Origin of the sequence: Pseudomonas cimarronensis (assembly GCF_049331905.1) — a bacterium.
Lineage (GTDB): Bacteria > Pseudomonadota > Gammaproteobacteria > Pseudomonadales > Pseudomonadaceae > Aquipseudomonas.
On the sequence record NZ_CP186283.1, the window covers coordinates 2,649,207 to 2,672,629 of the forward strand.

Below are 23,423 nucleotides of genomic sequence, written 5' to 3' on the forward strand. Positions count from 1 at the left end.
AAGGCTACCCACCTCGCGTTCACTACAAGAATAAGGAAATGAGCATGGAATTTATCAACACCCTGGTCAATCAACTCAACGGCGTGGTCTGGGGACCGCCCATGCTGGTGATGATTCTTGGCACCGGCCTGTTCCTCATGCTGCGCCTGAAGTTCATGCCGCTGAGCAAGATTGGCGCAGGCTTCAAGCTGATGTGGCAAGGCCGTCAAAAAGGCGATGCCGAGAGTGGCGAGATCAGCCCGTTCCAGGCGCTGATGACCTGCCTGGCCGCCACTGTGGGCACCGGCAATATTGCTGGCGTGGCCACTGCGATCTTCCTCGGCGGCCCAGGCGCACTGTTCTGGATGTGGTGTACCGCACTGGTCGGCATGGCCACCAAGTACAGTGAAGTGGTACTGGCGGTGCACTACCGCGAGAAAGACGAGCGCGGCGAGCACGTCGGCGGCCCGATGTACGCGATCAAGAACGGCCTGGGCAAGAAGTGGCTGTGGCTGGGCACTGCGTTTGCCATCTTCGGCGGCTTTGCTGGTTTCGGCATCGGCAACATGGTGCAGGTCAACAGCATGGCTGCAGCCCTGCAAACCACCTTCAACATTCCGCTGTGGGTTACCGGCGTGGTGACCATGGTGGTGGTTGGCCTGGTAATCCTCGGCGGCATCAAGCGTATCGGCAAGGTCGCCGCAACCCTGGTGCCGTTTATGTGTGTGGCCTACATCATCGCTGCAGTGGTGGTGCTGGTGGTCAATGCCGCGGAAATCCCCAAAGCCTTTGAAATGATCTTCACCTACGCCTTCACCCCGATTGCGGCTACCGGTGGTTTTGCCGGTGCAGCAGTGATGGCGGCGATTCGCTTTGGTGTGGCGCGCGGTATTTTCTCCAACGAAGCAGGTCTGGGTACTGCCGGTATCGCTCAGGCGGCCGGCACCACCAACAGCCCGGTACGTTCGGGGATGATCGGCATGCTCGGGACCTTTATCGACACCATCATCATCTGCTCGATGACCGGTCTGGCGATCATCACCTCTGGCGTATGGACCAGCGGTGCCAGCGGCGCTGCTCTGTCAGCCGCCGCCTTTGAACAGGCCATGCCAGGCGTCGGCGGTTATATCCTGACATTGGCACTGGTGGTGTTTGCCTTTACCACCATCCTCGGCTGGAGCTACTTCGGCGAGAAATGCTGGGAGTACATGGTCGGCACCAAGTCGATCCTGCCGTTTCGCATTCTCTGGGTGGTGGCCGTGCCGTTTGGCGCGATTGCCCAGTTGGACTTTGCCTGGCTGGTGGCCGACACCCTCAACGGTCTGATGGCAATCCCCAACCTGCTGTCGCTGCTGTTGCTCAGCCCGATCGTGGTCAAGCTGACCAAGGATCACTTTGCAAAAAATTGATGTGTCGCCTGGGCGAGCAGGGTAGTCTGACTCTACGGTCAGCTCTGCTTGCCCTCATTGCAAGGGCGCGGGCTTGCCATTTGGCGGGTTCGCGCCCTTACTTGTTTTCCGCCCCTCAATTGCACAGATAAGGATCAATCCCATGGCACAAGTCACGCTCAAAGGTTCCCCGGTTGAAGTCGCCGGTCAACTGCCGCAGGTAGGCCAGCAGGCTCCGGCGTTCAGCCTGGTCGCCGGTGACCTGAGTGATGTCAGCCTGGCCAGCCTGGCCGGCAAGCGTAAAGTCCTGAATATTTTCCCAAGTGTTGATACCCCGACCTGCGCCACCTCGGTGCGCACCTTCAACACCCGCGCCAGCCAATTGGCCAACACCGTGGTGCTGTGCATTTCCACCGACCTGCCGTTCGCTCAGGCGCGTTTCTGCGGTGCAGAAGGCCTGCAAAACGTGATCAACCTGTCGACCATGCGTGGCGTCGAGTTCCTCAAGAATTACGGCGTGGCCATCGCCAGCGGTCCACTGGTCGGTGTGGCTGCCCGTGCAGTGGTGGTGCTGGATGAAAACGATAAAGTGCTGCACAGCGAGTTGGTTGGCGAAATCGCTGACGAGCCGAACTATGACGCGGCTCTGGCAGCGCTGAAGTAACAGCCGCTAGACGCTGTAGCGACGGCCTGCACTGCGGGCCGTTTTTTTGCCTGCCACTCAGGGTGGCCAGCTGTACAGCGTTGCCCAGTACCGCAAGACGTCTACTTGGATATTTTTATTTGCGGATCAGGGATTTAGTTACGTAAGGAAAAGGTAAATAGGCGGTAAAGAGGCTTTGCAGGCCGGCTGATAGTGAATATCGTTCACGCTCCCCAAGGAAGTGATCGTTGCCATGCCTGATACACAGCTCACCCGTCGTCCCCGCAACCTGTCGCGCCAATGGCTGATTGGCCTGGTGCTGCTCGCCGCGCTACTGCTTCTGCTCTGGTGGTTCTGGCCCGGCAAAACGCAGCCGCAACAGATGCGCCGCGGACCTTTTGGCGATATGGGGCCGATTCCGGTGCGGGTTGCCGATGTCAGCCAGGGCAACTTCCCGGTCGAACTCAAGGCCCTGGGCACTGTCACGGCCTATAACACCGTGAATGTGCGTGGCCGGGTTGATGGTCAGCTGGTCAAGCTGCTCTTCAAGGATGGCCAGCAGGTCAAGGCCGGCGATCTGCTCGCGGTTATCGACCCGCGTCCCTATGAAATTGCCCTGCAGCAGGCCCAGGGCGCGTTGCAGGAAAGTCAGGCGCAGCTGCGCAATGCCGAACTCGACCTGGCGCGTTACCGCGGTCTGTATGCCGAAGACTCGATTGCCAAGCAGACCCTCGATACCCAGGAAGCGCTGGTCAATCAGTACCGTGGCGGGATCAAGAGCCTGCAGGCGAATGTCGCCACTGCAAAGCTCAACCTCGATTTCACCCAGGTCCGTGCGCCGATCAGTGGCCGCTTGGGTATCCGTCAGGCGGACGTGGGCAACCTGGTTGGCTCCGGCGACACCTTGCCGCTGGTGGTGATTACCCAGACCCTGCCCATCGCCGTGACCTTTACCTTGCCGGAAGCCGAACTGCCCGCCGTGGTGCAGCAGCTGCGCGCAGGGGAAACCCTGGCGGTCGAGGCCTGGGACCGCAGCGAGAAACTCAAACTGGCCGACGGTGAACTGGAGAGCATCGACAACCTGATCGACACCGCCACCGGCACGGTCAAGCTAAAGGCGCGCTTTGCCAATGCCGAGGAAATGCTCTTCCCCAACCAGTTCGTCAACGTGCGTCTGCGCGTTAAAACCCTGCAGAACGTCACCCTGATGCCCTCGGCGGCGCTGCAGTTCGGCGCCAGCGGCACCTTCGCCTATGTGGTGGATGCTGAAGACAAGGTGCAGCTGACGCCGATCAGTGTCGGCCCCAGCGACGGTCAGCGCAGCGTGGTGGAGCAGGGCCTGACCCCAGGGCAGCGCCTGGTGCTGGAAGGCACCGATCGCCTGCGTTCCGGCAACAAGGTCGAGGTCATCAGCGACACCCCTGGCGTCACCCAGCCCCCCACGGCCAAGCCTGAGCGCAAGGGAGCACCGCGCGCCCAATGAACGCCTCCCGCCTGTTTATCCTGCGTCCGGTCGCCACCACGCTGATCATGCTGGCGATCTTCCTCAGCGGTGTGATCGCCTATCGCCTGCTGCCCGTCTCGGCGCTGCCCGAGGTGGATTACCCGACCATCCGGGTGATGACCCTCTACCCAGGCGCCAGTCCGGACGTGATGACCAGCGCAGTGACCGCGCCGCTGGAGCGCCAGTTTGGGCAGATGGCTGGGTTGAAGCAGATGTCCTCAACCAGCTCGGGCGGTGCATCGGTCATCACCCTGCGCTTCAATCTGGAGGTGAAGCTGGATGTGGCCGAGCAGGAGGTGCAGGCGGCGATCAATGGCGCAAGCAACCTGCTACCCAACGATCTGCCGGCGCCACCGGTGTACAACAAGGTCAACCCGGCCGACACTCCGGTGCTGACCCTGGCCATCAGCTCGAAAACCATGCCGCTGCCGCAGGTGTTCGATCTTGTCGATACCCGCCTGGCGCAGAAACTTGCGCAAACCAGCGGCGTCGGCCTGGTGACCCTGGCCGGCGGCCAGCGCCCGGCCGTGCGTTTGCGAGTCAATCCGGAGGCCCTGGCGTCCTATGGTTTGAACCTCAGCGATGTGCGCACGCTGATCACCGCCAGCAACGTCAACCAGCCCAAAGGCAACTTCGACGGCCCGACGCGGGTGTCGCAACTGGATGCCAATGACCAGCTGAAATCCGTCGACGAGTACCGCGAGCTGATCCTCGGTTACAAGGACGGCGCCACGCTGCGCCTGAAAGATGTCGCCGAAATCATCGACGGCGCGGAAAACCAGCGTCTGGCGGCCTGGGCCAACCGCAGCGAAGCGGTGCTGGTCAATGTGCAACGCCAGCCCGGGGCCAACGTCATCGATGTGGTCGACAGTATTCAGATGCTGTTGCCCCAGCTGACCCAGGGCCTGCCGGCCAGCGTCGAGGTCAGTGTGCTGACCGACCGCACTGAAACTATCCGCGCGGCGGTCAAGGGTGTACAGCATGAGCTGCTGCTGGCCATCAGCCTGGTGGTGCTGGTGACCTTCCTGTTTCTGCGCAAGGTGTCGGCGACCATCATCCCGTCCATCGTCGTGCCGCTGTCGCTGATTGGCACTTTCGGCGTGATGTACCTGGCCGGCTTCACCATCAACAACCTGACACTGATGGCCCTGACTATCGCCACCGGCTTTGTGGTGGACGATGCCATCGTCATGCTGGAGAACATCGCCCGCCATCTGGAAGAAGGCGAAACGCCGCTGAATGCGGCGCTCAAAGGCGCCAAGCAGATCGGCTTTACCCTGGTGTCGCTGACCATCTCGCTGATCGCCGTGCTGATTCCGCTGCTGTTTATGGCGGACGTAGTGGGGCGGCTGTTCCGCGAGTTCGCCATCACCCTGGCGGTGGCCATTCTGATTTCTCTGGTCATTTCCCTGACCCTGACGCCGATGATGTGCGCACGCCTGCTAAAGGCGGAAAAGCCCGACGCAGAGGGGCGCTTCTACCGCGCCGCCGGGGCAGTGATCGACGGCATGATCGCCCGTTACGGCGTGTGGCTGACCTGGGTGCTCAAGCATCAACCGCTGACTTTGCTGGTGGCCATCGGCACCCTGGCATTGACTGTGGTGCTGTACCTGGCGGTGCCCAAGGGCTTTTTCCCGGTGCAGGACACCGGGGTGATCCAGGGCATTTCCGAAGCACCGCAATCGATTTCCTTCCGCGCCATGAGCGAGCGTCAGCAGCGCTTGGCTGAAGTGATTCTGCAGGACCCGGCGGTGGCCAGCCTGTCGTCCTATATCGGCGTGGATGGTGACAACCCGACGCTCAACAGCGGCCGTCTGCTGATCAACCTGACGCCACGAGCCGAGCGCGATCTCAGCGCCAGCCAGATTATCGAACGGTTGCGCCCGGAACTGGCGCGGATTCCCGGCATCGAGCTGTACCTGCAACCGGTGCAGGACTTGTCCATCGAGGATCGGGTCAGCCGTACGCAGTTCCAGTTCAGCCTGGAGTCACCGGATATCGGCCTGCTGGAAGAATGGGTGCCTAAACTGGTCAGCGCGTTGCGCGAACAGCCGGAACTGACCGATGTGGCCAGCGACCTGCAGAACCGTGGCCTGCAGGTGTTTCTGCAGATTGACCGCGATATGGCCGGGCGTCTCGGCGTCAGCATCGCCGATATCGACAACGCGCTGTACGACGCCTTCGGTCAGCGGCAGATTTCCACCATCTACACCCAGGCCAGCCAGTACCGCGTCGTACTGGAAAGTGAGAACGCTGGCAGCATCGGCCCGGCGGCGCTGCGGCAGATTCACGTCAAGGCCGCCGATGGTCAGCAGGTTGCGCTGTCGACCCTGGCTCAGGTCGAGGAGCGTGCCGCCAGCCTTCTGATCAACCATATCGGTCAATTCCCAGCGGCCACCCTGTCATTCAACCTGGCCAGCGGCGTGTCACTGGGCGAGGCGGTGGCGGTGATCGAGCGGGTTGAGCAGGAAATCGGCATTCCGCCAGCGGTGCAGACGCGCTTTCAAGGCGCAGCAGAAGCCTTCCGCGCCTCCTTGTCGAGCACCCTGCTGCTGATTCTGGCGGCTATCGTCACCATGTATATCGTGCTCGGCGTGCTCTACGAGAGTTATATCCACCCGATCACCATTCTCTCCACCTTGCCTTCGGCCGGTGTGGGCGCGCTGCTGGCCTTGCTGCTCAGCGGTAACGAGCTGGGGTTGATTGCGATCATCGGCATCATTCTGCTGATCGGCATCGTCAAGAAGAACGCGATCATGATGATCGACTTCGCCCTCGACGCCGAACGCAACCAGGGCATGCAGCCGGAAGCGGCGATCTACCAGGCGGCGCTGCTGCGCTTTCGGCCGATTCTGATGACCACCCTGGCCGCGCTGTTTGGCGCGATTCCGCTGATGCTGGCCACCGGCTCCGGCGCTGAACTGCGTCAACCGCTGGGCCTGGTGATGGTCGGCGGGTTGCTGCTGAGCCAGATCCTTACGCTGTTCACCACACCGGTGATCTACCTGTACTTCGATCGCCTGTCGCGCCGCATCAGCGGCCGCAGTGCGGCGGGGCTTGCGGTCAACCCATGAACCTTTCTGCGCCCTTTATCCGTCGGCCGGTGGCCACCCTGTTGCTGAGCCTGGCGATCATGCTGCTCGGCGGCGTCAGCTTTGGCCTGCTGCCAGTGGCGCCGCTGCCGCAGATGGATTTCCCGACGATTACCGTGCAGGCCAGCCTGCCGGGCGCCAGCCCGCAGATCATGGCCTCCAGCGTGGCCACGCCGCTGGAACGCTCGCTCGGCACCATCGCCGGTATCAGCCAGATGAACAGCCGCAGCAGCCAGGGCAGTACGCGGATCATGATTCAGTTCGACCTGGATCGTGATATCAACGCGGCCGCCCGTGAAGTGCAGGCGGCGATCAATGCCTCGCGCGAGCTACTGCCCAGCGGCATGCGCAGCATGCCCACCTACGCCAAGGTCAACCCGTCGCAGGCGCCGATCATGGTGCTGTCGCTGACCAGTGACGTGCTCAACAAGGGCCAGCTGTACGACGTGGCGTCGACCATCCTGGCGCAGAAGCTCGCCCAGGTCACCGGCGTCGGTGAAGTGCAGATTGGCGGCAGCTCCTTGCCAGCGGTGCGCGTGGCTCTGGAGCCGCGCTTGCTCGATCACTACGGCATTGCCCTGGATGAAGTGCGCCAGAGCATCAGCGCAGCCAACGCCAAACGGCCGAAAGGCGCGGTGGAAGATGCCGAGCGGCACTGGCAGGTACAGGCCAGCGATCAACTGGAAAAGGCCGCCGATTACCTGCCGCTGATCATTCGCTACCAGGACGGCGCGGCAGTACGCCTGGGCGATGTCGCGACCGTGACAGATGGCGTTGAGGACCGCTACAACAGTGGCTTCTTCAATGATGAGCAAGCGGTGCTGCTGGTGATTAACCGCCAGACCGGGGCCAATATCATCGAAACCATCGCCGGTATTCGCGAGCAACTGCCGGCTCTGCGTGCAGTGATTCCCGCCAGTATCGACCTGCAAGTGGCAATGGACCGCTCGCCGGTGATTCGCGCCACCCTGCACGAGGCCGAGCAGACCCTGCTGATTGCCGTGGTGCTGGTGATTCTGGTGGTGTTTGCCTTCCTCGGCCGCTGGCGTGCGGCACTGATACCGGCGCTGGCGGTGCCGGTATCGCTGGTCGGCACCTTTGCGGCCATGTACCTGCTGGGTTTCTCCCTGAACAACCTGTCGCTGATGGCGCTTATCATCGCTACCGGCCTGGTGGTGGACGATGCCATCGTCGTGCTGGAAAACATCTCGCGGCATATCGAGGCCGGCGAAACGCCCATGGCGGCGGCCCTCAAGGGCGCGCGCGAGGTAGGTTTCACCTTGCTGGCGATGAACCTGTCGCTGGTCGCAGTGTTTATCTCGATTCTGTTTATGGGCGGTATCGTCGAGCGCCTGTTCCGCGAGTTCTCCCTCACCCTGGCGGTGGCCATTGTCATCTCGCTGCTGGTGTCGCTGACCCTGACGCCGATGCTCTGTGCGCGCTGGCTCAAGGCCGAAGCCATTGAGCAGCAACCCAGTGCCATGCAGCGTTGGGGCGGGGCCCTACAAACGCGGGTATTGGCGTTCTATCAACGCAGCCTGGACTGGGCGCTGCGCCATTCCCTGCTGATGCTGTTCAGCCTGCTGGCAACCATCGCGCTGAACATCTTCCTGTTTGTCAGCGTGCCGAAGACCTTTATGCCGCAGCAGGACACTGGTCAGCTGATCGGGTTTATCCGCGGTGATGACGGCCTGTCGTTTCAGGTCATGCAGCCAAAACTGGAAATCTACCGCCGTGCGCTGCTCGCCGATCCTGCGGTGGAAAGTGTGGCCGGGTTTATTGGCGGCGGGGGCGGTATCAGCAATGCCTTTATGATCGTGCGCCTCAAACCGATTGGCGAGCGTCAGGCCAGCTCCCAGGAAGTGATCAATCGCCTGCGCCAGTCGGTGCCCAAGGTGCCCGGCGGGCGCATGTTCCTGATGCCGGACCAGGATCTGCAGATTGGCGGGCGGGAAGGGCGCAGCTCGGAAAATGAATACATGCTGCTGTCGGGCGATCTCGACGAGCTGCGCAAGTGGCTGCCGCCCGTACGCGAAGCCCTGCGCGCCTTGCCGGAGCTGACTGATATCGATGCCAAGGAGGCCGATGGCACCCAGCAGATTCGTCTGGTGGTCGAGCGTGATGTGGCCAAGCGCTTGGGCGTGGACATGAACATGATCACGGCGGTGCTGAACAACGCTTTCAGTCAGCGTCAGGTGTCGACCATCTATGACAGCCTGAACCAGTACAGCGTGGTCATGGAGATCAACCCGCAGTTCGCCCAATACCCGGAAACTCTCGATCAGATTCAGCTGATCACGGCTGATGGTGGGCGCGTGGCGCTGTCCAGCTTTGCCCGTTGGGAGCGCAGCCTGGAAGAAGACCGGGTCAACCACCAGGGCCAGTTCGCTGCGGAAAACATCGGCTTTGCCCTGGCCGAAGGGGTCAGCCTTGATCAAGCCAGTCAGGCGATCAACACCGCGATTGCCCGAGTCGGCCTACCCACTGAAGTGCAGGGCGTGCTCGGTGGCACCGGCGGCGCATTTCAAAAGACTCAGCAGAACCAGCCATGGATGATCCTGATGGCGCTGGTGGTGGTGTATATCGTGCTTGGCGTGCTCTACGAGAGCTATGTGCATCCGCTGACCATCCTCTCCACCTTGCCTTCTGCCGGCGTCGGCGCGTTGCTGGCGTTGCAGCTGATGAGCATCGAATTCAGTCTGATCTCGTTGCTCGGTCTGTTTTTGCTGATTGGCATCGTCAAGAAGAACGCCATCCTGATGATCGACCTGGCGCTGCAGCTGGAACGCCAGCAGCACCTGAGCCCGGAGGAATCCATCCGTCAGGCCTGCCTGCTGCGCTTTCGCCCGATCATGATGACCACCCTGGCCGCCATTCTCGGGGCATTGCCACTGATGCTGGGCAGCGCCGAAGGTTCGGAAATGCGCCAGCCGCTGGGCATCACCATTGTCGGCGGGCTGGTATTGAGCCAGCTGCTGACCCTGTACACCACTCCGGTGATTTATCTGTACTTCGACCGCCTGCGCCACCGGGTCAACCGCTGGCGCGGAGTGCGTACTGACGCTGCCCTGGAAACCCCGTTATGACTCTGCTGCCAACACCCGTAGGAGCGAGCCATGCTCGCGAAACCTTTTCTGTTGCGAAGCCATTCGCGGGCATGGCCCGCTCCTACATGGGGCTGCTTACACTCAGCTTATTGTTAGGCGGCTGCGCCATCGGCCCGGACTATCAGCGCCCGCAGCTGCAAACCCCGGCGCAGTTCAAACAGATCGAAGGCTGGACCCAAGCCCAGCCCGGTGATGCGCTGGCGCGTTGCAACTGGTGGCAGCTGTATGGCGATGTCGAGCTGAATGCTCTGGTTGATCAGTTGAATGTCTCCAACCAGAACCTGGCCGCCAGCGAGGCGCAGTATCGTCAGGCCCGCGCTCTGGTGCGTGGCGCGCGAGCGGCGTTTTATCCAAGTCTGTCGAGCAGCGCCGGGGTTACCCGTAACAGTCAGGGCAGTGGCACCACCAATACCAGCAGCAGTACCAGCGTTGTCAGCAAGAGCTATGACCTGAGCCTGAATGCCACCTGGGAGCTGGATATCTGGGGCAAACTGCGCCGCTCGCTGGAGTCCAGCCGCGCCGGCTTCGAGGCCAGCGCAGCGGATCTCGCCGCGCTAAAACTCAGCCTGCAGGCGGAACTGGTGCAGAACTACCTGCAACTACGCGTGCTGGATGATCAGCAGCGCCTGCTCGATGCCACCGTAGCCGCCTATGCCCGTTCGCTGAAACTGACGGAAAACCAGTACAACGCCGGCATCGTGCCGAAATCCGATGTCAGCCAGGCCCTGACCCAGCTGAAAAGCACCCAGGCCCAAGCGATTGATCTGAAATGGCAGCGCGCGCAGTTGGAGCATGCGATTGCTGTGCTGATCGGTGTGCCGCCGAGCGAACTGGATATCGCCGTGCGAGAACAACTCCCAACCCTGCCGGAAATCCCCGTGGCGCTGCCGTCGCAACTGCTGGAGCGTCGTCCGGATGTCGCCGCCGCCGAGCGCCGGGTGATGGCCGCCAACGCCGAAATCGGCGTCGCCGAAGCCGCCTGGTATCCGGACCTGAGCATCTCCGCCAGCAGCGGCTACCGTGGCAGCAGCTTTGCTGACTGGATTGATCTGCCCAACCGCTTCTGGTCCCTCGGCCCGCAGCTGGCACTGACCCTGTTCGATGGCGGCGCGCGCAGCGCCGAGCTGGAACGCAGCGAAGCGGCCTACGACCAGACCGTGGCGCAATACCGCCAGGCGGTGCTCGACAGCTTCCGTGAGGTGGAGGACTACCTGGTGCAGCTGCGCGTGTTGGAGCAGGAAGCGCTGATCCAGCAGGAAGCGCTGCAAGCTGCCCGCGAATCCCTGCGCCTGATCGAAAACCAGTACCGCGCCGGCACCGTGGACTTCAACAGCGTGGTTAACGTGCAAGCCACGGCGCTGAACAACGAACGCAGCAATCTCAGCCTGCTGGGCAGCCGTTTGACCGCCAGCGTGCAACTGATCGCCGCGCTCGGTGGTGGTTGGCAACAACAGGCATTACAGGAGGTGCCGCCTAAAGCTGAGCGCCAGCCTGCTCCTGACACAACAGGTACAAGCGCTCCTTGAGGGCATTGCCGGCCGGGCCGAGGTTCGCCCGGGCGTATAACGTCAGGTGCAGGCCTTCGATCACTGGCAGGCTGTCGATGATCCGGTGATCCGCCTGCACTACCCGACGCGGGAGCAGGCTGATACCCAGACCGGCAGCCACGGCTGCACAGACGCTGGCCAGGCTGCTGCTGGCGTAGCTGATCCGCCAGGCACGGCCCTGCATGTCCAGGGTCTGGATCATTTCCTGGCGATACAAGCCGCCTGGGGCAAACACCACCAGCGGTAAAGGCTCGCGCTGCAAGGCCGGCTGCTGCTGGCTGTCCAGCCAGCACAGCGGTTCCGCCCAGGCTGCCAGGCAATCGCTGCCGGGGTTCATCTGCTTGCTCAACAGCACATCGAACTGACCGTCACGGTACTGGCGCAACAACTCCGGACTGAGCCCACTGGTGACCTCCAGGCGCACGCTGGTTTGCGTGGCAGCAAAGTCGGCGAGCAGTGGCATCAGGCGTTCGGCAGCAAAGTCTTCTGGCACGCCCAGACGCAACACGCCTTCACTTTGCTGGTGGCGCAGTACATCTTCGGCCTCATCGTGCAGCGCCAGGATACGACGGGCATAGCTGCACAGTTGTTCGCCTTCGGCGGTCATCAGTACCTGCCGTGCGCTCCGGTCGAGTAAACGGCAGCCAAGGTCATCTTCCAGACGCCGTATCTGCTGGCTGACCGTCGATTGGGTCAGGTGCAGGCGTTCAGCCGCGCGGGTGAAATTACCGCAATCGGCCACGGCAACAAAAGCGCGTAGCAACTGGTGATCGAGCATCTGACTATTCCTAGATCAACTGGTAGGCATTCTTATATTTAATTTCAGCATACTTGGCTGGCTCGGGATAATCGCCTGCCGTGATCAGTTGATGATGAGTACGCGATGTGCGATGAGCGCGATTTTCTCGAGCAGGCCGTGGGCCTGGCTGCTGCCAACCTGGCCCAGGGCGGTCGACCTTTCGGCGCAGTGTTGGTGCGTGACGGCCAGGTGATCAGTGCGGCAAGCAATCAGCTGCATATGCGCCACGACCCCAGCGCTCATGCCGAATTGTTGTGCATACGCCAGGCCAGCGAGTTGCTGGGCAGCAACCGCCTGGATGGTTGCGTGATCTATGCCAGTGGCCAGCCATGCCCCATGTGTTTGAGCGCCATGCACCTGTGCGGCATCAGCCGGGTGGTGTTTGCCGCCGCGAATGCCGAGGCAGAACTCTTTGGTTTGTCCACGGCGGCGTTGTACCAGCAGTTGAGCCGGCCTCTGGCAGAACAGACCCTGCGCATCGAGCAGCAGCCACATAGCGTCATGCGCGGGTTGTATCAGCGCTGGCAGGCGCAGCATGCATAAACGCGAATCCGCTTGGCGCAGCCTGGCCTGGCTGCTGGTGGTGATCAGTCTGGCGCTCAACCTGCGGCCGAGCCTGACGGCCATCAGCCCGCTGCTCAATGACATTCGCGCAGGCGTTGGCCTGGGGTTCCAGATGGCGGGCCTGCTGACTACCTTGCCAGTGGTGTGCATGGGCCTGGTGGCGCTGCTCAGCGCTCAGGTCGAGGCGCGTCTGGGCGAGGGCAGGGGCATTGCCTGCGGCTTGCTGTGCATCCTGCTGGCCGGTGCGGCACGCGGCGTGGTCGATCACAGCCTGTTGCTCTTGCTCACGGCGCTGCTGGCCGGTTTGGGCATCGCCTTGATTCAGGTGTTGGTGCCTGGGTTGATCAAATGCCGTTTTGCCGGGCGGGTGGCAATTGCCATGGGCTTGTACAGCGCTGCCCTGATGGGCGGTGGTGGCCTGGCCGCATGGCTCAGCCCGCATCTGGCGCAGCGCACCGGTCACTGGCAGATGGGGCTTGCGGTATGGACACTGCCAGCGTTGTTGGCGTTACTGATATGGCTACGCACGCCTTTGCGTGAGGCCCAGGCACTGGCAGCGGATCAGCGTCTGGGGCGGTTTGTACGTAATAGACGAGCCTGGACACTGGCCCTGTATTTTGGCTTGAGCAACTGCGGCTATATGACCGTGGTGGCCTGGCTGCCGGCCTATTACCAGCAGTTGAGTTGGAGCAGCCAGAACAGCGGGGCGCTGTTGGCCTGGATGACACTGTTTCAGGTGCTGGCAGCTCTGGCCATGCCGGCGCTGGCTCAGCGCACCCGAGAACGTCGCGGCCTGCTGAGTATCAGCCTGTTGGCGCAATTAGTGGGGTTTGCCGGGCTGTTGTTCTACCCGCAGCAGTTGCCCTTGCTGTGGGTGGCACTGATCGGTTTCGGCTTGGGTGCCTGTTTTGCCTTGAGCCTGATCCTCAGCCTCGACCATTTGCAGGAACCACGCGCTGCCGGGCAACTGGCGGCCTTCGTGCAGGGCATTGGCTTTCTGCTCAACGCCCTGGCACCGGCGGCGGGCGGCTGGTTGCGCGAACACTCGTGCAGCTTTGCCAGTACCTGGCTGCTGATGCTGTTCTGCGTCGCACTGATGCTGGCACTGACGCAGCGCTTCAGCCCGGCCAGTTACTGGCGTATTTCCAGCAACCACCAGCAGCCAACCGGCAGCGCCGTGCCTGAGTAAAGTCTGAATTCAGTCGCGCTTGCGGTTGACCGTTTGCGCGGCCTTCATCACGTCCGCACCGATCGCCCCTGCAAACTGCTGCCAGACCGGCTGCATGGCCTTGCGCCAGGCCTCCCGTTGCTCGGCATTGAGGGTGATCACCTGAGTGCCGCCGGCGGCAGCAATACGCTCGCGATCAGCCTGGTTGGCGGCTTCGGCCTGGCGGTTCACTTCAAAGGTCACTTCATCGATGATGCCTTCCAGCTGCATACGGACCTGGTGTGGGATGGCGTACCAGAAGCGTGGATTGCTCACCAGCATGTAGTCGAGCACACCGTGGTTGGTCTCGGTGATAAACGGCTGCACGCTGTGCAGTTGCTTGCTGTAGAGATTCGACCAGGGGTTTTCCGCCCCCTGTACCTTGCCGCTTTTCAACGCGTCGAAAACGTCGGCAAACGGCATGGCCAAAGGCGTGGCGCCGAGCTGGTTGAACTGTGCTTGAAGCACGCTGGACGGTTGAATACGGAACTTCAAACCGGCTGCATCGCCCGGAACCAGTAGCGCCTTGGTTGCCGAAAGCTGTTTCATGCCATTGTGCCAATAGGCCAGGCCGACGATGTTGTGGTCTTCCATGGAACGCAACAGCTGACGACCCTTGGCACGTTTCTGAAAGCGGTTGACCGCGTCCAGGTCATCGAACAGAAACGGCAGGTCGAACACTTGTAATTGCTTGGTGTATTTCTCGAACTTGGCCAGTGACGGCGCCAACAGCTGCACCTCGTTTTTAGCCAACGCTTCGAGCTCGTTGGCATCACCGTAGAGGGTCGAATTGGGGTAGACCTCAACCTGTACCTGGTCACCCAGGCGCTCCTCGACGAGCTTCTTGAACAGCAGTGCGCCCTGGCCTTTGGGCGTGTTGTCTGCCACCACATGGGCAAACTTGATGACAATCGGCCCGTTGTCACTGGCCGCGTGCAGTGAGGTGGACGCGAGCAGCAGGCTGCCAACGGCGATGGCGCAGATCGACTTGAACATAGCGGTGTCCCTGTTCTTCTTATGGAGGAGGTGACGGCAGCCAGAGAACGTCTCGGCAGTCTGGCGGAGGCTGTCACTGCATTGCTCTGCGCAATGCCAGGGCTGTATCGCAATGCCTATGCCAGAGTGGCTGGCACGCTGGAGAGCAGGGAGGCTGAGAAAAGGCGCGTGATCAGGCGCACAGTGCGTGGCGATAAGTCGCCATTTTCACGCGAGTATCAGCAATAAATCGCTTATTCAGAGTCGAGTTGGCGTATTGCCGCCAACCCGTAAAGTCACCGGTCAGCGACGAATGGCACGCCAGCTGGCCAGCAGACTCAGTACCAGCAACAGCACCACACTCAGCAGCGTCCAGTAGGTGAACGACAGCCCGAGGATGCGGTAGTCGCTTTCGCCACACACGCCGGCACTCATGAATACCTCAGGCAGCCACTCGTGCAGCGGCAGGTAGAAGGCGTAGAACGGGAAAGGCGAGCAGCTGGAGCTTTCCAGCACACCGCTTTCGATGAGCACCAGATGGCTGTTGTCGTATACCGCCATGCCGGCAGCAGCCAGCAGCAACGGCCACAATGGCAAGGTCAACCAGCGCAAGCCGATGCCTTCCAGCAGCAGGATCAGCAGACTCAAAACGCCGCCACAGAGCAGCCACAAGCGGATCTGAATACACAGGGTGCAAGGTTCCCAGCCGGCCAGATGCTGCAGCAGCAAGGCAGCGCCGAGCATGGCAAAGCAGGCAAAGGCAATCAGGGCGAGCAGGGGCATGAGGGAGGTGGCGCGGGACATCTGAATCTCCGAAAGGGCCTGGCGCAATGGCTAAGGCAGAAACTGTGCCGAGCTATCAGATGCGCGGCACATGATTAAGTTGCAAGCCTATGAGCACTGCAGGGTGGAGCTGCTGCACAAGGCTGATCGTCAGCGAACAGTCAGGCAGACCGTATTGATGCAACGGCTTTGGCTATCGCTTGAGCAACCCCGAGTCCAACTGATTGAAACACTGCACGATGCGCTCATGGCTGACATCGGCAAAGGTCTTCTGCGTCAGGCTGACGAGTACGCTCGGTTTAACGCGCCCGGAGCGTAGCTGACGCTGCATGTAGGCCAGTACATCAGCGTCACTGGCGGGGCTGCTTGGTTGATCCACTGTCTGCGTGCTCATGCTGTGCCGTATGGCTGAGGCTTGCAGGATAAGCAGGCAAGCATTCAGTTTCAATTCAGCCAGCATCGCTATCGTAGCCGCACTTTCTAATGCGCCAGGAGCCTCTGCATGCCTAATCTTGTACCTATCGCGACAATCACTGCGGCATTAACCCTGTGCAGCGCACTGTTCAGCACAGGCGCGATGGCCAACCAGCCGCAGATATTTGGCCTGCATGAGAAGGTTTCCTTGCATGAGCTGGCCCTGGAGCTGCCCGCCAAGCTCGATACCGGTGCCGAAACCGCTTCGCTCAGCGCCAAGAATATTGAAATGTTCAAGCGCGATGGCGGTGAGTGGGTGCGTTTCCAGGTAGGCCTGGACGACGCCAAAAAAGCTCCAGTGATTGAAAAGCCACTGGCGCGCATGAGCTATATCAAACGCCGCGCCGACGACCGCAAACCTGGCGACAAACAGCTCTACAGCGCCCGCCCGGTGGTCGAGATGGACATCTGCGTGGGTGATGAACTGAAAAACATAGAGGTCAACCTGACCGACCGCAGCGCCTTTGAATACCCGCTGCTGATCGGCTCGACAGCCTTGAAGGAGTTCAACGCTGCCGTCAGCCCCGGCGTACGTTACTCGGCTGGGCAGCCGAGTTGTACGCAGGCCAGTTGATGTGCGGGTTGACCGTAATGATTTCATTCGTCATAACGCGACCTGCCAAACAATTTTCGAGTTCTGCCTTTTTTATGCTGGCGACTCGAACAAAAGGTAATGGGAGCAGAGACATTGAAACGAATCCATCCATTGATGCTCACCACTTTCCTGGCAACTATTGACCAGGCCTGGGCGATGGAGGGACGTGGTAATTCGGTTGAACAGTTCTCGGTGGCTACCATCCTGGGTACAGCAGGTATCAGCATAACCACCAGTAACGCCATACAGGGCTACGCAAGCGCTCGCGACGATGCGCTGGTTTACGTTGCGAGCGCTGGAGGCATCCATGGTGCGCAACTGGAGCAAGCACTGCGCCACTACCGCGATGCACATCCCAAGTCCACGTTAAGCAATATGCAAATAGCGTTAGCCATCGCCAGCCAGGGCTAAACAGTGGCAGGAGCTTCCAACGAGCGTTCATAGGCCTGGGTCATGATCTGCCAGGTCGGCGCATCAGCGGGAATCAGGTGTTCGATGCGCAATGAGGCCACGGTAATGTCGAGTGGCATACCGAACGTGGTGAAAGTGGAGAGGAAATTCAGTTCGCCCTGTGCGGAGTCGACCCGAGTCATCAGCAGTGGGGGAAACTCATTCGCCAGTGGTGCAGGGCTAGAGGCTGCTGGCAGGGTTTCCAGCACTCTGGCCAGTTCAGGGTTGTCCAGGGCCTCGCGTGCAGCGCGCTGCCAGGCCACTGCGCGAACTTCTTCGGCATTGAGCAGGTGATCGCCTAGCCCACCCGGTTGCAGCAATGTACGCAACAGGTTTAAACCCTCGACGGCATCCGTAGGCAGCCCGATCAGGTCGAACAGCACGGCGGTGCTGGCGTTGGCGGCCAGAACGTCCCAGTTGCTGCCTAGTACGATGGCCGGTGCCGGGTTATTGGCCTGCAGCACATGGCCAATCGCCCCACGAATGGCATCCATCGCCGGGGCTGCGAGCGGTGATGCCTCGTAACGCGGCGCATAGCCGGCCGCCAGGAAAACGCTATTGCACTGCTCCAGCGGTGTATTCAGAACCATCAGGAGGGCATGTAGTGTACTGGGGCTTGGCTTGGCGCGGCCGGTTTCGATGCAGCTCAGGTGTCGTTGGGAAATCCCCGTTATCAAGGCCAGATCGAGCTGGCTCAAGCGGGCTTGTTGTCGTAGCAGGCGCAACTGCGAACCGGCTGTTGCCGAGGATATCGTTCGAGAAAGCGGGCGCGAGTTCATATGCAGACTCTGGCAGTGCGAGCGGGGCAGCGTCTATGACCTGTCAGGTCATTGAACGCGCGGCGACGATATCACTAATTTGTCCTGGTCATTGATCAGGAGCAGAACATGAACCGACCCTATATTGCGCTAGCCGTCTTGCTGGCGTTTTCTCTGTATACCGCCTGGACCATGCTTATGGCCGAACAGTCGCTGCTGGCGTTCGGGATTGAGCTGATTTCTCGACCGGACATGGCACAGGTGGTGATTGACCTCTATCTGCTGGGCTTTATGGCCTGCATCTGGATATACCGTGATGCCCGTTCGAAAGGCCGCTCGCTCGCGACGATTGTGCCGTTCTTCGTGGTTACAGCGATTTTCGTCTCCATTGGCCCGCTGTTGTACATCGTCATGGATGGATTCACCCGCCCACGACAGCCTGAGAGGTTGGCATGAACACTGTGCTGCACGCATACACGGTCTGTGTGCTGCTTTTGTTCCTAAAAATGCTGGCGATATCCTGCTATCAGGGTTATTTCCGCCTCAGATACCTGGCTTTCGTCAATGCCGAAGACGCTGGCTTTTTCAAACGCACGCGTTCTCCAAATGAATTACCGCATGTACAACGCGCTGCCAAGGCCTGGGCGAATGACTTGGAGAACATCCCGCTGTTTTTCGTTTTGGGCGCACTCGCTGTAGTGCTGAATACGCCCAACGAAGCGACTGTCGGAATTTTCTACGTGTTCACCAGTGCTCGGTTGCTTCACACCCTGATGTACCTGAACAGGCTGCAGCCATGGCGCACCATCGCTTATGGCGTAGCAGTCATCTGCCTTCTGTTGCTGGCGGCATTACTAGGGTTTGCAGTTTTTAGTGGCGTATAGCGGCAGGTCAAAAAAAGCCCCACGGCAAGGAGCAACTGCCGTGGGGCGGGAAGGGGTTGGCTGGGCCAACCTGGGGGAGAGTCAGTTAGCAAATCAGGCGTTGGGCTGCCACCCGCCGCCAAGGGCCTTGTAGATGGCGACGATGCCGCGATACAGCTCGACTTCCGCTTGGGCCTGGGCGTCTTCGGCGCTCAGGCGTTCGCGTTCGGCGTCCAGCAGCACGAGGAAGTCCACTTCACCTTCGCGGTAGCGCACGCGGGCTTGTTCGGCGGCGGCGCGGCTGGCGTCGGATTGGCGTAGCAGGGCGAGCAGGCGCTGTTGGCGTTTGCCGTAGTCGCTAAAGGCGTTGGCTGATTCCTCCAGGGCCAGCAGCACCTGTTGCTCATAGTTGGCCAGCGCGCCATCGGCTTCGGCTTCAGCCCCACGCAGGCGTGCACGCACGCTGCCCAGATCAAACGCCGCCCAGCTGATGGTAGGTGCCAGGCCCCAGGCTTGTGCTGCCGACGAGCCCAGCTGCGAGCCACGCCCGGCGGTAAAGCCAAGGAAACCGGACAGACTCACCCGTGGAAACAGGTCTGCTGTGGCGACGCCTATATTGGCGGTAGCGGCGGCCAGTTGCCGTTCGGCCGCGCGGATATCCGGGCGGCGGCGCAGTAACTCGCCTGGGTCGCCCACCGGTAGCGCCTTGGCGATAGCGGGCAGTTCTTGTGCCGAGAGGTCCACACTCAATTGGTCCGGACGCTGACCGAGTAGGGTGGCGATGCGGTGTTTGGCGCGCTGCTGCTGCGCTTGCAGTTGCGGCAGGCTGGCTTCGGTGCCGGCCAGGCGTGCGTCACTGCGCAGCACATCCAGCTGGCTACCGACGCCGGCTTCGCGCAACTGCTCGGTGATGGCACGCGATTCCTGCTGGTTTTTCAGGTTGGCGCGGGCGATGCGTTCACGCAGTTGCGCGCCGCGCAGGCTGCCGTAGGCATCCACCAGCTCGGCAATCAGGCTGACCTGCAGTTGCTGGTAATCCGCTTCGGCCACGTCCAATTCGGCATCACTGGCTTCCAGTTGGCGCTGGATACGGCCAAACAGGTCCAGTTCCCAGAGCATATCCAGCCCCAGGTCGTAACGTTCACCGCGCACGCGCTGCTCGGTCACGCCGGGTTGCTGGGCTTTGCCGAATTCACCGCTGGCGCGGCTGGTGATGGTTGGCAACTGATCGTTGCCGAGGTCATCACGGATGGCCTGGGCCGCCCGCAGGCGGGCAAAGGCCACGCGCAGCTGGCGGTTATCCTCAAGTGATTGTTGCACCAACTGGTTGAGCACCGGGTCGTCGAACTGCTGCCACCAGCTTGCTTCAAAGCGCGAGCGGTCGTAGCTAGTGCTTTGCGCGCTGCTCAGCTGGGCATCTGCGGTCTGCGGAGCCTGGTAGTCCGGGCCGACGGCACAGGCTGTCAGCGCCAGGGTCAGCAGGCTGATGGCCAGCGGTTTGGCGTTAAGAGGCTTCATACCTGCACCTCCTGCAAACGTGCAGCTTTCTGTGCTTCGCGTTTTTCCACGAAACCGCGAATCAACACATAGAACACCGGTGTCAGCAGCAGGCCGAAGAAGGTCACGCCGAGCATGCCACTGAATACCGCCACGCCCATGGCATGACGCATTTCTGCGCCGGCACCGGAGGACAGTACCAGGGGCACCACACCCATGATAAAGGCGAAGCTGGTCATCAGAATCGGCCGCAGGCGCAGGCGGCAGGCTTCCAGAACTGCACTCACGCGGTCCATGCCTTCTTCCTGTTTCTCCTTGGCGAACTCGACGATGAGGATGGCGTTCTTGCAGGCCAATCCCACCAGTACGATCAGGCCGATCTGGGTGAAGATGTTGTTGTCGCCACTGGCCAGGATCACCCCGGTGATGGCCGAGAGCAGAGTCATCGGCACGATCAGGATCACCGCCAGCGGCAGGCTCCAGCTTTCGTACTGGGCGGCCAGCACCAGGAAGGCCAGCAGCACGCAGAGCGGGAAGACGAAGATCGCGCTGTTACCGGCGAGGATCTGCTGGTAGGTCAGGTCGGTCCACTCGAAGCTCATGCCATTGGGCAACTCTTCTTTGAGCAGCTTGGCCACCGCTGCTTCGGCCTGACCGGAGCTATAACCGGGGGCTGCCGCGCCGTTGATCTCAGCAGTGAGGAAGCCGTTGTAGTGCATTACCCGATCCGGCCCCGAGCTGGCGCTGACCTTGAGGAAGGCTGACAGCGGGACCATTTCGCCACGATTGTTGCGCACCTTGAGCTGGCCGATCTGCTCCGGCTCCAGGCGGAACTGCTGTTCGGCCTGCACGTTGACCTGGTAGGTACGGCCAAAACGGTTGAAGTCGTTGGCGTACAGCGAACCCAGGTAGATCTGCATGGTGTCGAAGATGTCGCTGATCGCCACGCCGTGGGTCTTGGCCTTCTCGCGGTCGATGGCGGCATCAATCTGCGGCACATTCACCTGATAGCTGGTGAACACCGACATCGGGTCCAGCTCTGGCAGCGCGCGGGCCTTGGCGATGACGTTCTGGGTTTGCACGTACAGTTCGTCGTAGCCGAGGTTGCCACGGTCCTGCACCTGCAGGCGGAATCCGCCGATGGTGCCCAGACCCTGCACCGGTGGTGGTGGGAAGATGGCGATATAGGCGTCCTGAATCTCGCTGAACTGCGCGTTAAGCTCGGCCGCAATCGCCGTGGCGCTCATCGACGGATCACTGCGCTCATCGAACGGTTTCAGTGGCGTAAAGACGATGCCGCTGTTCGGGCTGTTGGTGAAGCCGTTGATCGACAGCCCGGGGAAGGCCACGGTGTTTTCCACACCGGGGTGCTTGCCGGCGATTTCCGACATCTTCTTGATTACGTCTTCGGTGCGGTCCAGGGTCGCCGCATCCGGCAGCTGGGCGAAAGCGACCAGGTACTGTTTGTCCTGCGCCGGTACAAAGCCTGTTGGCGTAGTGGCAAAGCCCAGATAGGTCAGGCCCATCAAGCCGGCGTAGACGAACAGGGCGATGCCGCTGCCGCGCAGCACGCGTTTCACCGTGCCGACATAGCCTTGGCTGGCGCGGTCGAACAGGCGGTTGAACGGCGTGAACAGCCAGCCGCCAAACAGCTTGTCGAGCACCTTGGAGAAGCGGTCTTTCGGCGCGTCGTGGCTTTTCAGCAGTACGGCAGCCAGGGCAGGGGACAGGGTCAGTGAGTTGAAGGCCGAGATCACTGTGGAAATGGCGATGGTCAGGGCGAACTGCTGGTAGAACTGCCCGGTAAGCCCGGAAATAAACGCCGTGGGAATAAACACGGCACAGAGCACCAGGGCCGTGGCGACGATCGGCCCGGTGACTTCCTTCATCGCCTGCTTGGTGGCCTCTACCGGGGTTTTGCCCAGGCCGATATTCCGTTCAACGTTTTCCACCACGACGATGGCGTCGTCCACCACGATGCCGATGGCCAGCACCAGGCCGAACAGCGACAGGGCGTTGAGCGAAAAGCCAAACATGTGCATCACGGCGAAGGTGCCGATCAACGACACCGGCACGGCAGCCAGCGGGATGATCGACGCGCGCCAGGTTTGCAGGAACAGAATCACCACCAGCACCACCAGGATGATGGCTTCGAGCAGGGTATGCACCACCGCCTCGATGGAGCCCCGCACGAAGATGGTCGGGTCGTAGACGATCTCGTAGTCCACGCCCTGCGGGAAGCTCTGCTTCAGTTCGGCCATGCGGGCGCGCACCGCATCGGAAATCTCGATGGCGTTGGAGCCGGGACGCTGGAACACCGGGATGGCAACGGCGGGTTTGTTGTTGAGCAAAGAACGCAAGGCGTACTGGCTGGAGCCCAGCTCGATCCGTGCAATGTCTTTCAGACGGGTGATTTCACCGTTTTCACCAGCGCGAATGATGATGTTCTCGAACTCTTCCTCGCTGACCAGGCGGCCCTGGGTATTGATCGACAGCTGGAAGCTATTGCCGGCATCCGAGGGCGGCGCACCGAGCGAACCCGCAGCCACTTGGCGGTTCTGCTCACGAATGGCATTGACCACGTCGCTGGCGGCCAGGCCCCGTGACGCAACCTTGTTCGGATCGAGCCACACGCGCAACGAATAGTTGCCCAGGCCAAACAGCTGCACATCGCCCACGCCATCCAGACGCGCCAGCTCGTCCTTGACGTTGAGCGCGGCGTAGTTGGACAGATAAAGCATGTCATAGCGGTCGTCCGGCGAGGTCAGGTGCACAACCATGGTCAGGTCGGGCGAAGCCTTGTCGACGGTCACACCGAGACGCTGCACTTCGGTGGGCAGGGTCGGCATGGTCCGGGTTACGCGGTTCTGTACCTGCACCTGGGCTTTGTCCAAGTCGGTACCGAGGGCGAAGGTCAGGGTCAGGGTCATCTTGCCGTCGGCCGTGCCCTGGGACGACATGTAGAGCATGCCCTCCACCCCGGTGATTGCCTGTTCCAGCGGCGAGGCGACGGTTTCACCGATCACCTTGGGGTTGGCGCCGGGGAAGGTGGCGCGCACCACCACGGTAGGCGGCACGACTTCCGGGTATTCGCTGATCGGCAACTGGAACAGCGAGATGGCCCCGCCGATCAGGATCAACAGTGACAGCACAGCGGCGAAAATCGGCCGCTGAATAAAGAATTGCGAGAAGTTCATC

19 protein-coding genes are annotated in these 23,423 nt (G+C 61.3%); 12 read left to right on the plus strand and 7 right to left on the minus strand.

Annotated elements, in window-relative coordinates; translation table 11 throughout:
• Positions 1 to 44 precede the first annotated feature (44 nt).
• From ACOCLD_RS12430 to ACOCLD_RS12455, 6 genes are all read left to right on the plus strand, one after another.
• Positions 45 to 1,388, plus strand: a complete 1,344-nt coding sequence (locus tag ACOCLD_RS12430) for an alanine/glycine:cation symporter family protein (protein ID WP_392539912.1) — start codon at positions 45 to 47, stop codon at positions 1,386 to 1,388.
• Between the two features lie 142 nt (positions 1,389 to 1,530).
• On the plus strand, positions 1,531 to 2,031 hold the full coding sequence (gene tpx, locus ACOCLD_RS12435; protein ID WP_257778454.1) for a thiol peroxidase: 501 nt from the start codon (positions 1,531 to 1,533) through the stop codon (positions 2,029 to 2,031).
• A 232-nt stretch (positions 2,032 to 2,263) separates the two neighbouring features.
• The gene (locus tag ACOCLD_RS12440) at positions 2,264 to 3,493 is read left to right on the plus strand and encodes an MdtA/MuxA family multidrug efflux RND transporter periplasmic adaptor subunit (RefSeq protein WP_422909380.1); all 1,230 of its coding nucleotides are present in this window, start codon (positions 2,264 to 2,266) and stop codon (positions 3,491 to 3,493) included.
• Positions 3,490 to 6,588 carry an MdtB/MuxB family multidrug efflux RND transporter permease subunit gene (locus tag ACOCLD_RS12445; protein ID WP_422909381.1) on the plus strand — a complete coding sequence of 1,033 codons (3,099 nt, stop codon included), beginning with the start codon at positions 3,490 to 3,492 and terminating at the stop codon, positions 6,586 to 6,588. The genes ACOCLD_RS12440 and ACOCLD_RS12445 overlap by 4 nt, the downstream gene beginning before the upstream one ends.
• Complete coding sequence (locus ACOCLD_RS12450) at positions 6,585 to 9,692, plus strand: efflux RND transporter permease subunit (protein WP_422909382.1); 3,108 nt, start codon at positions 6,585 to 6,587, stop codon at positions 9,690 to 9,692. Before ACOCLD_RS12445 ends, ACOCLD_RS12450 begins: the two co-directional genes overlap by 4 nt.
• 71 nt (positions 9,693 to 9,763) lie before the next feature.
• A complete protein-coding gene (locus ACOCLD_RS12455; RefSeq protein WP_422909383.1) occupies positions 9,764 to 11,239 on the plus strand; it encodes an efflux transporter outer membrane subunit in 1,476 nt (491 codons plus the stop codon).
• Here the strand turns inward: ACOCLD_RS12455 and ACOCLD_RS12460 are convergent.
• Entirely contained in the window at positions 11,187 to 12,038 is an 852-nt protein-coding gene (locus ACOCLD_RS12460) for a LysR family transcriptional regulator (protein ID WP_422909384.1), read from the minus strand. The genes ACOCLD_RS12455 and ACOCLD_RS12460 overlap by 53 nt on opposite strands.
• A gap of 105 nt (positions 12,039 to 12,143) precedes the next feature.
• Between ACOCLD_RS12460 and ACOCLD_RS12465 the strand changes: the two genes are divergently transcribed.
• Together ACOCLD_RS12465 and ACOCLD_RS12470 are read left to right on the plus strand one after the other, a co-directional pair.
• Positions 12,144 to 12,602, plus strand: coding sequence for a nucleoside deaminase (locus ACOCLD_RS12465; protein ID WP_422909385.1), 459 nt, complete (start codon positions 12,144 to 12,146; stop codon positions 12,600 to 12,602).
• Positions 12,595 to 13,812: a CynX/NimT family MFS transporter gene (locus tag ACOCLD_RS12470; protein WP_422909386.1), complete on the plus strand. Its 1,218-nt coding sequence runs from the start codon at positions 12,595 to 12,597 to the stop codon at positions 13,810 to 13,812. Before ACOCLD_RS12465 ends, ACOCLD_RS12470 begins: the two co-directional genes overlap by 8 nt.
• Before the next feature lie 9 nt (positions 13,813 to 13,821).
• Here ACOCLD_RS12470 and ACOCLD_RS12475 read toward each other — a convergent pair whose 3' ends face one another.
• The 3 genes from ACOCLD_RS12475 to ACOCLD_RS12485 all read right to left on the minus strand — a co-directional run bounded on the left by ACOCLD_RS12475 (position 13,822) and on the right by ACOCLD_RS12485 (position 15,982).
• Positions 13,822 to 14,826: a TRAP transporter substrate-binding protein gene (locus ACOCLD_RS12475; protein WP_422909387.1), complete on the minus strand. Its 1,005-nt coding sequence runs from the start codon at positions 14,824 to 14,826 to the stop codon at positions 13,822 to 13,824.
• Between the two features lie 282 nt (positions 14,827 to 15,108).
• A complete protein-coding gene (locus ACOCLD_RS12480; protein ID WP_422909388.1) occupies positions 15,109 to 15,609 on the minus strand; it encodes a disulfide bond formation protein B in 501 nt (166 codons plus the stop codon).
• Between the two features lie 172 nt (positions 15,610 to 15,781).
• Complete coding sequence (locus tag ACOCLD_RS12485) at positions 15,782 to 15,982, minus strand: hypothetical protein (protein WP_257778446.1); 201 nt, start codon at positions 15,980 to 15,982, stop codon at positions 15,782 to 15,784.
• A 108-nt stretch (positions 15,983 to 16,090) separates the two neighbouring features.
• Here ACOCLD_RS12485 and ACOCLD_RS12490 point away from each other — a divergent pair, with 108 nt between their 5' ends.
• Both ACOCLD_RS12490 and ACOCLD_RS12495 read left to right on the plus strand, forming a co-directional pair.
• The gene (locus ACOCLD_RS12490) at positions 16,091 to 16,636 is read left to right on the plus strand and encodes an ATP-dependent zinc protease (protein WP_422909389.1); all 546 of its coding nucleotides are present in this window, start codon (positions 16,091 to 16,093) and stop codon (positions 16,634 to 16,636) included.
• Between the two features lie 135 nt (positions 16,637 to 16,771).
• Positions 16,772 to 17,068 (plus strand): DUF2388 domain-containing protein, encoded by a 297-nt coding sequence (locus tag ACOCLD_RS12495; protein WP_422909390.1) that lies wholly within the window; start codon positions 16,772 to 16,774, stop codon positions 17,066 to 17,068.
• Here the strand turns inward: ACOCLD_RS12495 and ACOCLD_RS12500 are convergent.
• The gene (locus ACOCLD_RS12500; RefSeq protein WP_422909391.1) at positions 17,065 to 17,886 is read right to left on the minus strand and encodes a helix-turn-helix domain-containing protein; all 822 of its coding nucleotides are present in this window, start codon (positions 17,884 to 17,886) and stop codon (positions 17,065 to 17,067) included. The genes ACOCLD_RS12495 and ACOCLD_RS12500 overlap by 4 nt on opposite strands.
• A gap of 108 nt (positions 17,887 to 17,994) precedes the next feature.
• Between ACOCLD_RS12500 and ACOCLD_RS12505 the strand changes: the two genes are divergently transcribed.
• Positions 17,995 to 18,321, plus strand: coding sequence for a DUF2834 domain-containing protein (locus ACOCLD_RS12505; protein WP_422909392.1), 327 nt, complete (start codon positions 17,995 to 17,997; stop codon positions 18,319 to 18,321).
• Positions 18,318 to 18,749 (plus strand): MAPEG family protein, encoded by a 432-nt coding sequence (locus ACOCLD_RS12510; RefSeq protein ID WP_233684900.1) that lies wholly within the window; start codon positions 18,318 to 18,320, stop codon positions 18,747 to 18,749. Before ACOCLD_RS12505 ends, ACOCLD_RS12510 begins: the two co-directional genes overlap by 4 nt.
• Before the next feature lie 93 nt (positions 18,750 to 18,842).
• On the opposite strand, the gene ACOCLD_RS12515 is transcribed toward ACOCLD_RS12510, so the two are convergent.
• Together ACOCLD_RS12515 and ACOCLD_RS12520 are read right to left on the minus strand one after the other, a co-directional pair.
• Positions 18,843 to 20,246, minus strand: a complete 1,404-nt coding sequence (locus ACOCLD_RS12515) for an efflux transporter outer membrane subunit (protein WP_422909393.1) — start codon at positions 20,244 to 20,246, stop codon at positions 18,843 to 18,845.
• A complete protein-coding gene (locus tag ACOCLD_RS12520; RefSeq protein ID WP_422909394.1) occupies positions 20,243 to 23,422 on the minus strand; it encodes an efflux RND transporter permease subunit in 3,180 nt (1,059 codons plus the stop codon). Before ACOCLD_RS12520 ends, ACOCLD_RS12515 begins: the two co-directional genes overlap by 4 nt.
• Position 23,423: the final 1 nt, after the last annotated feature.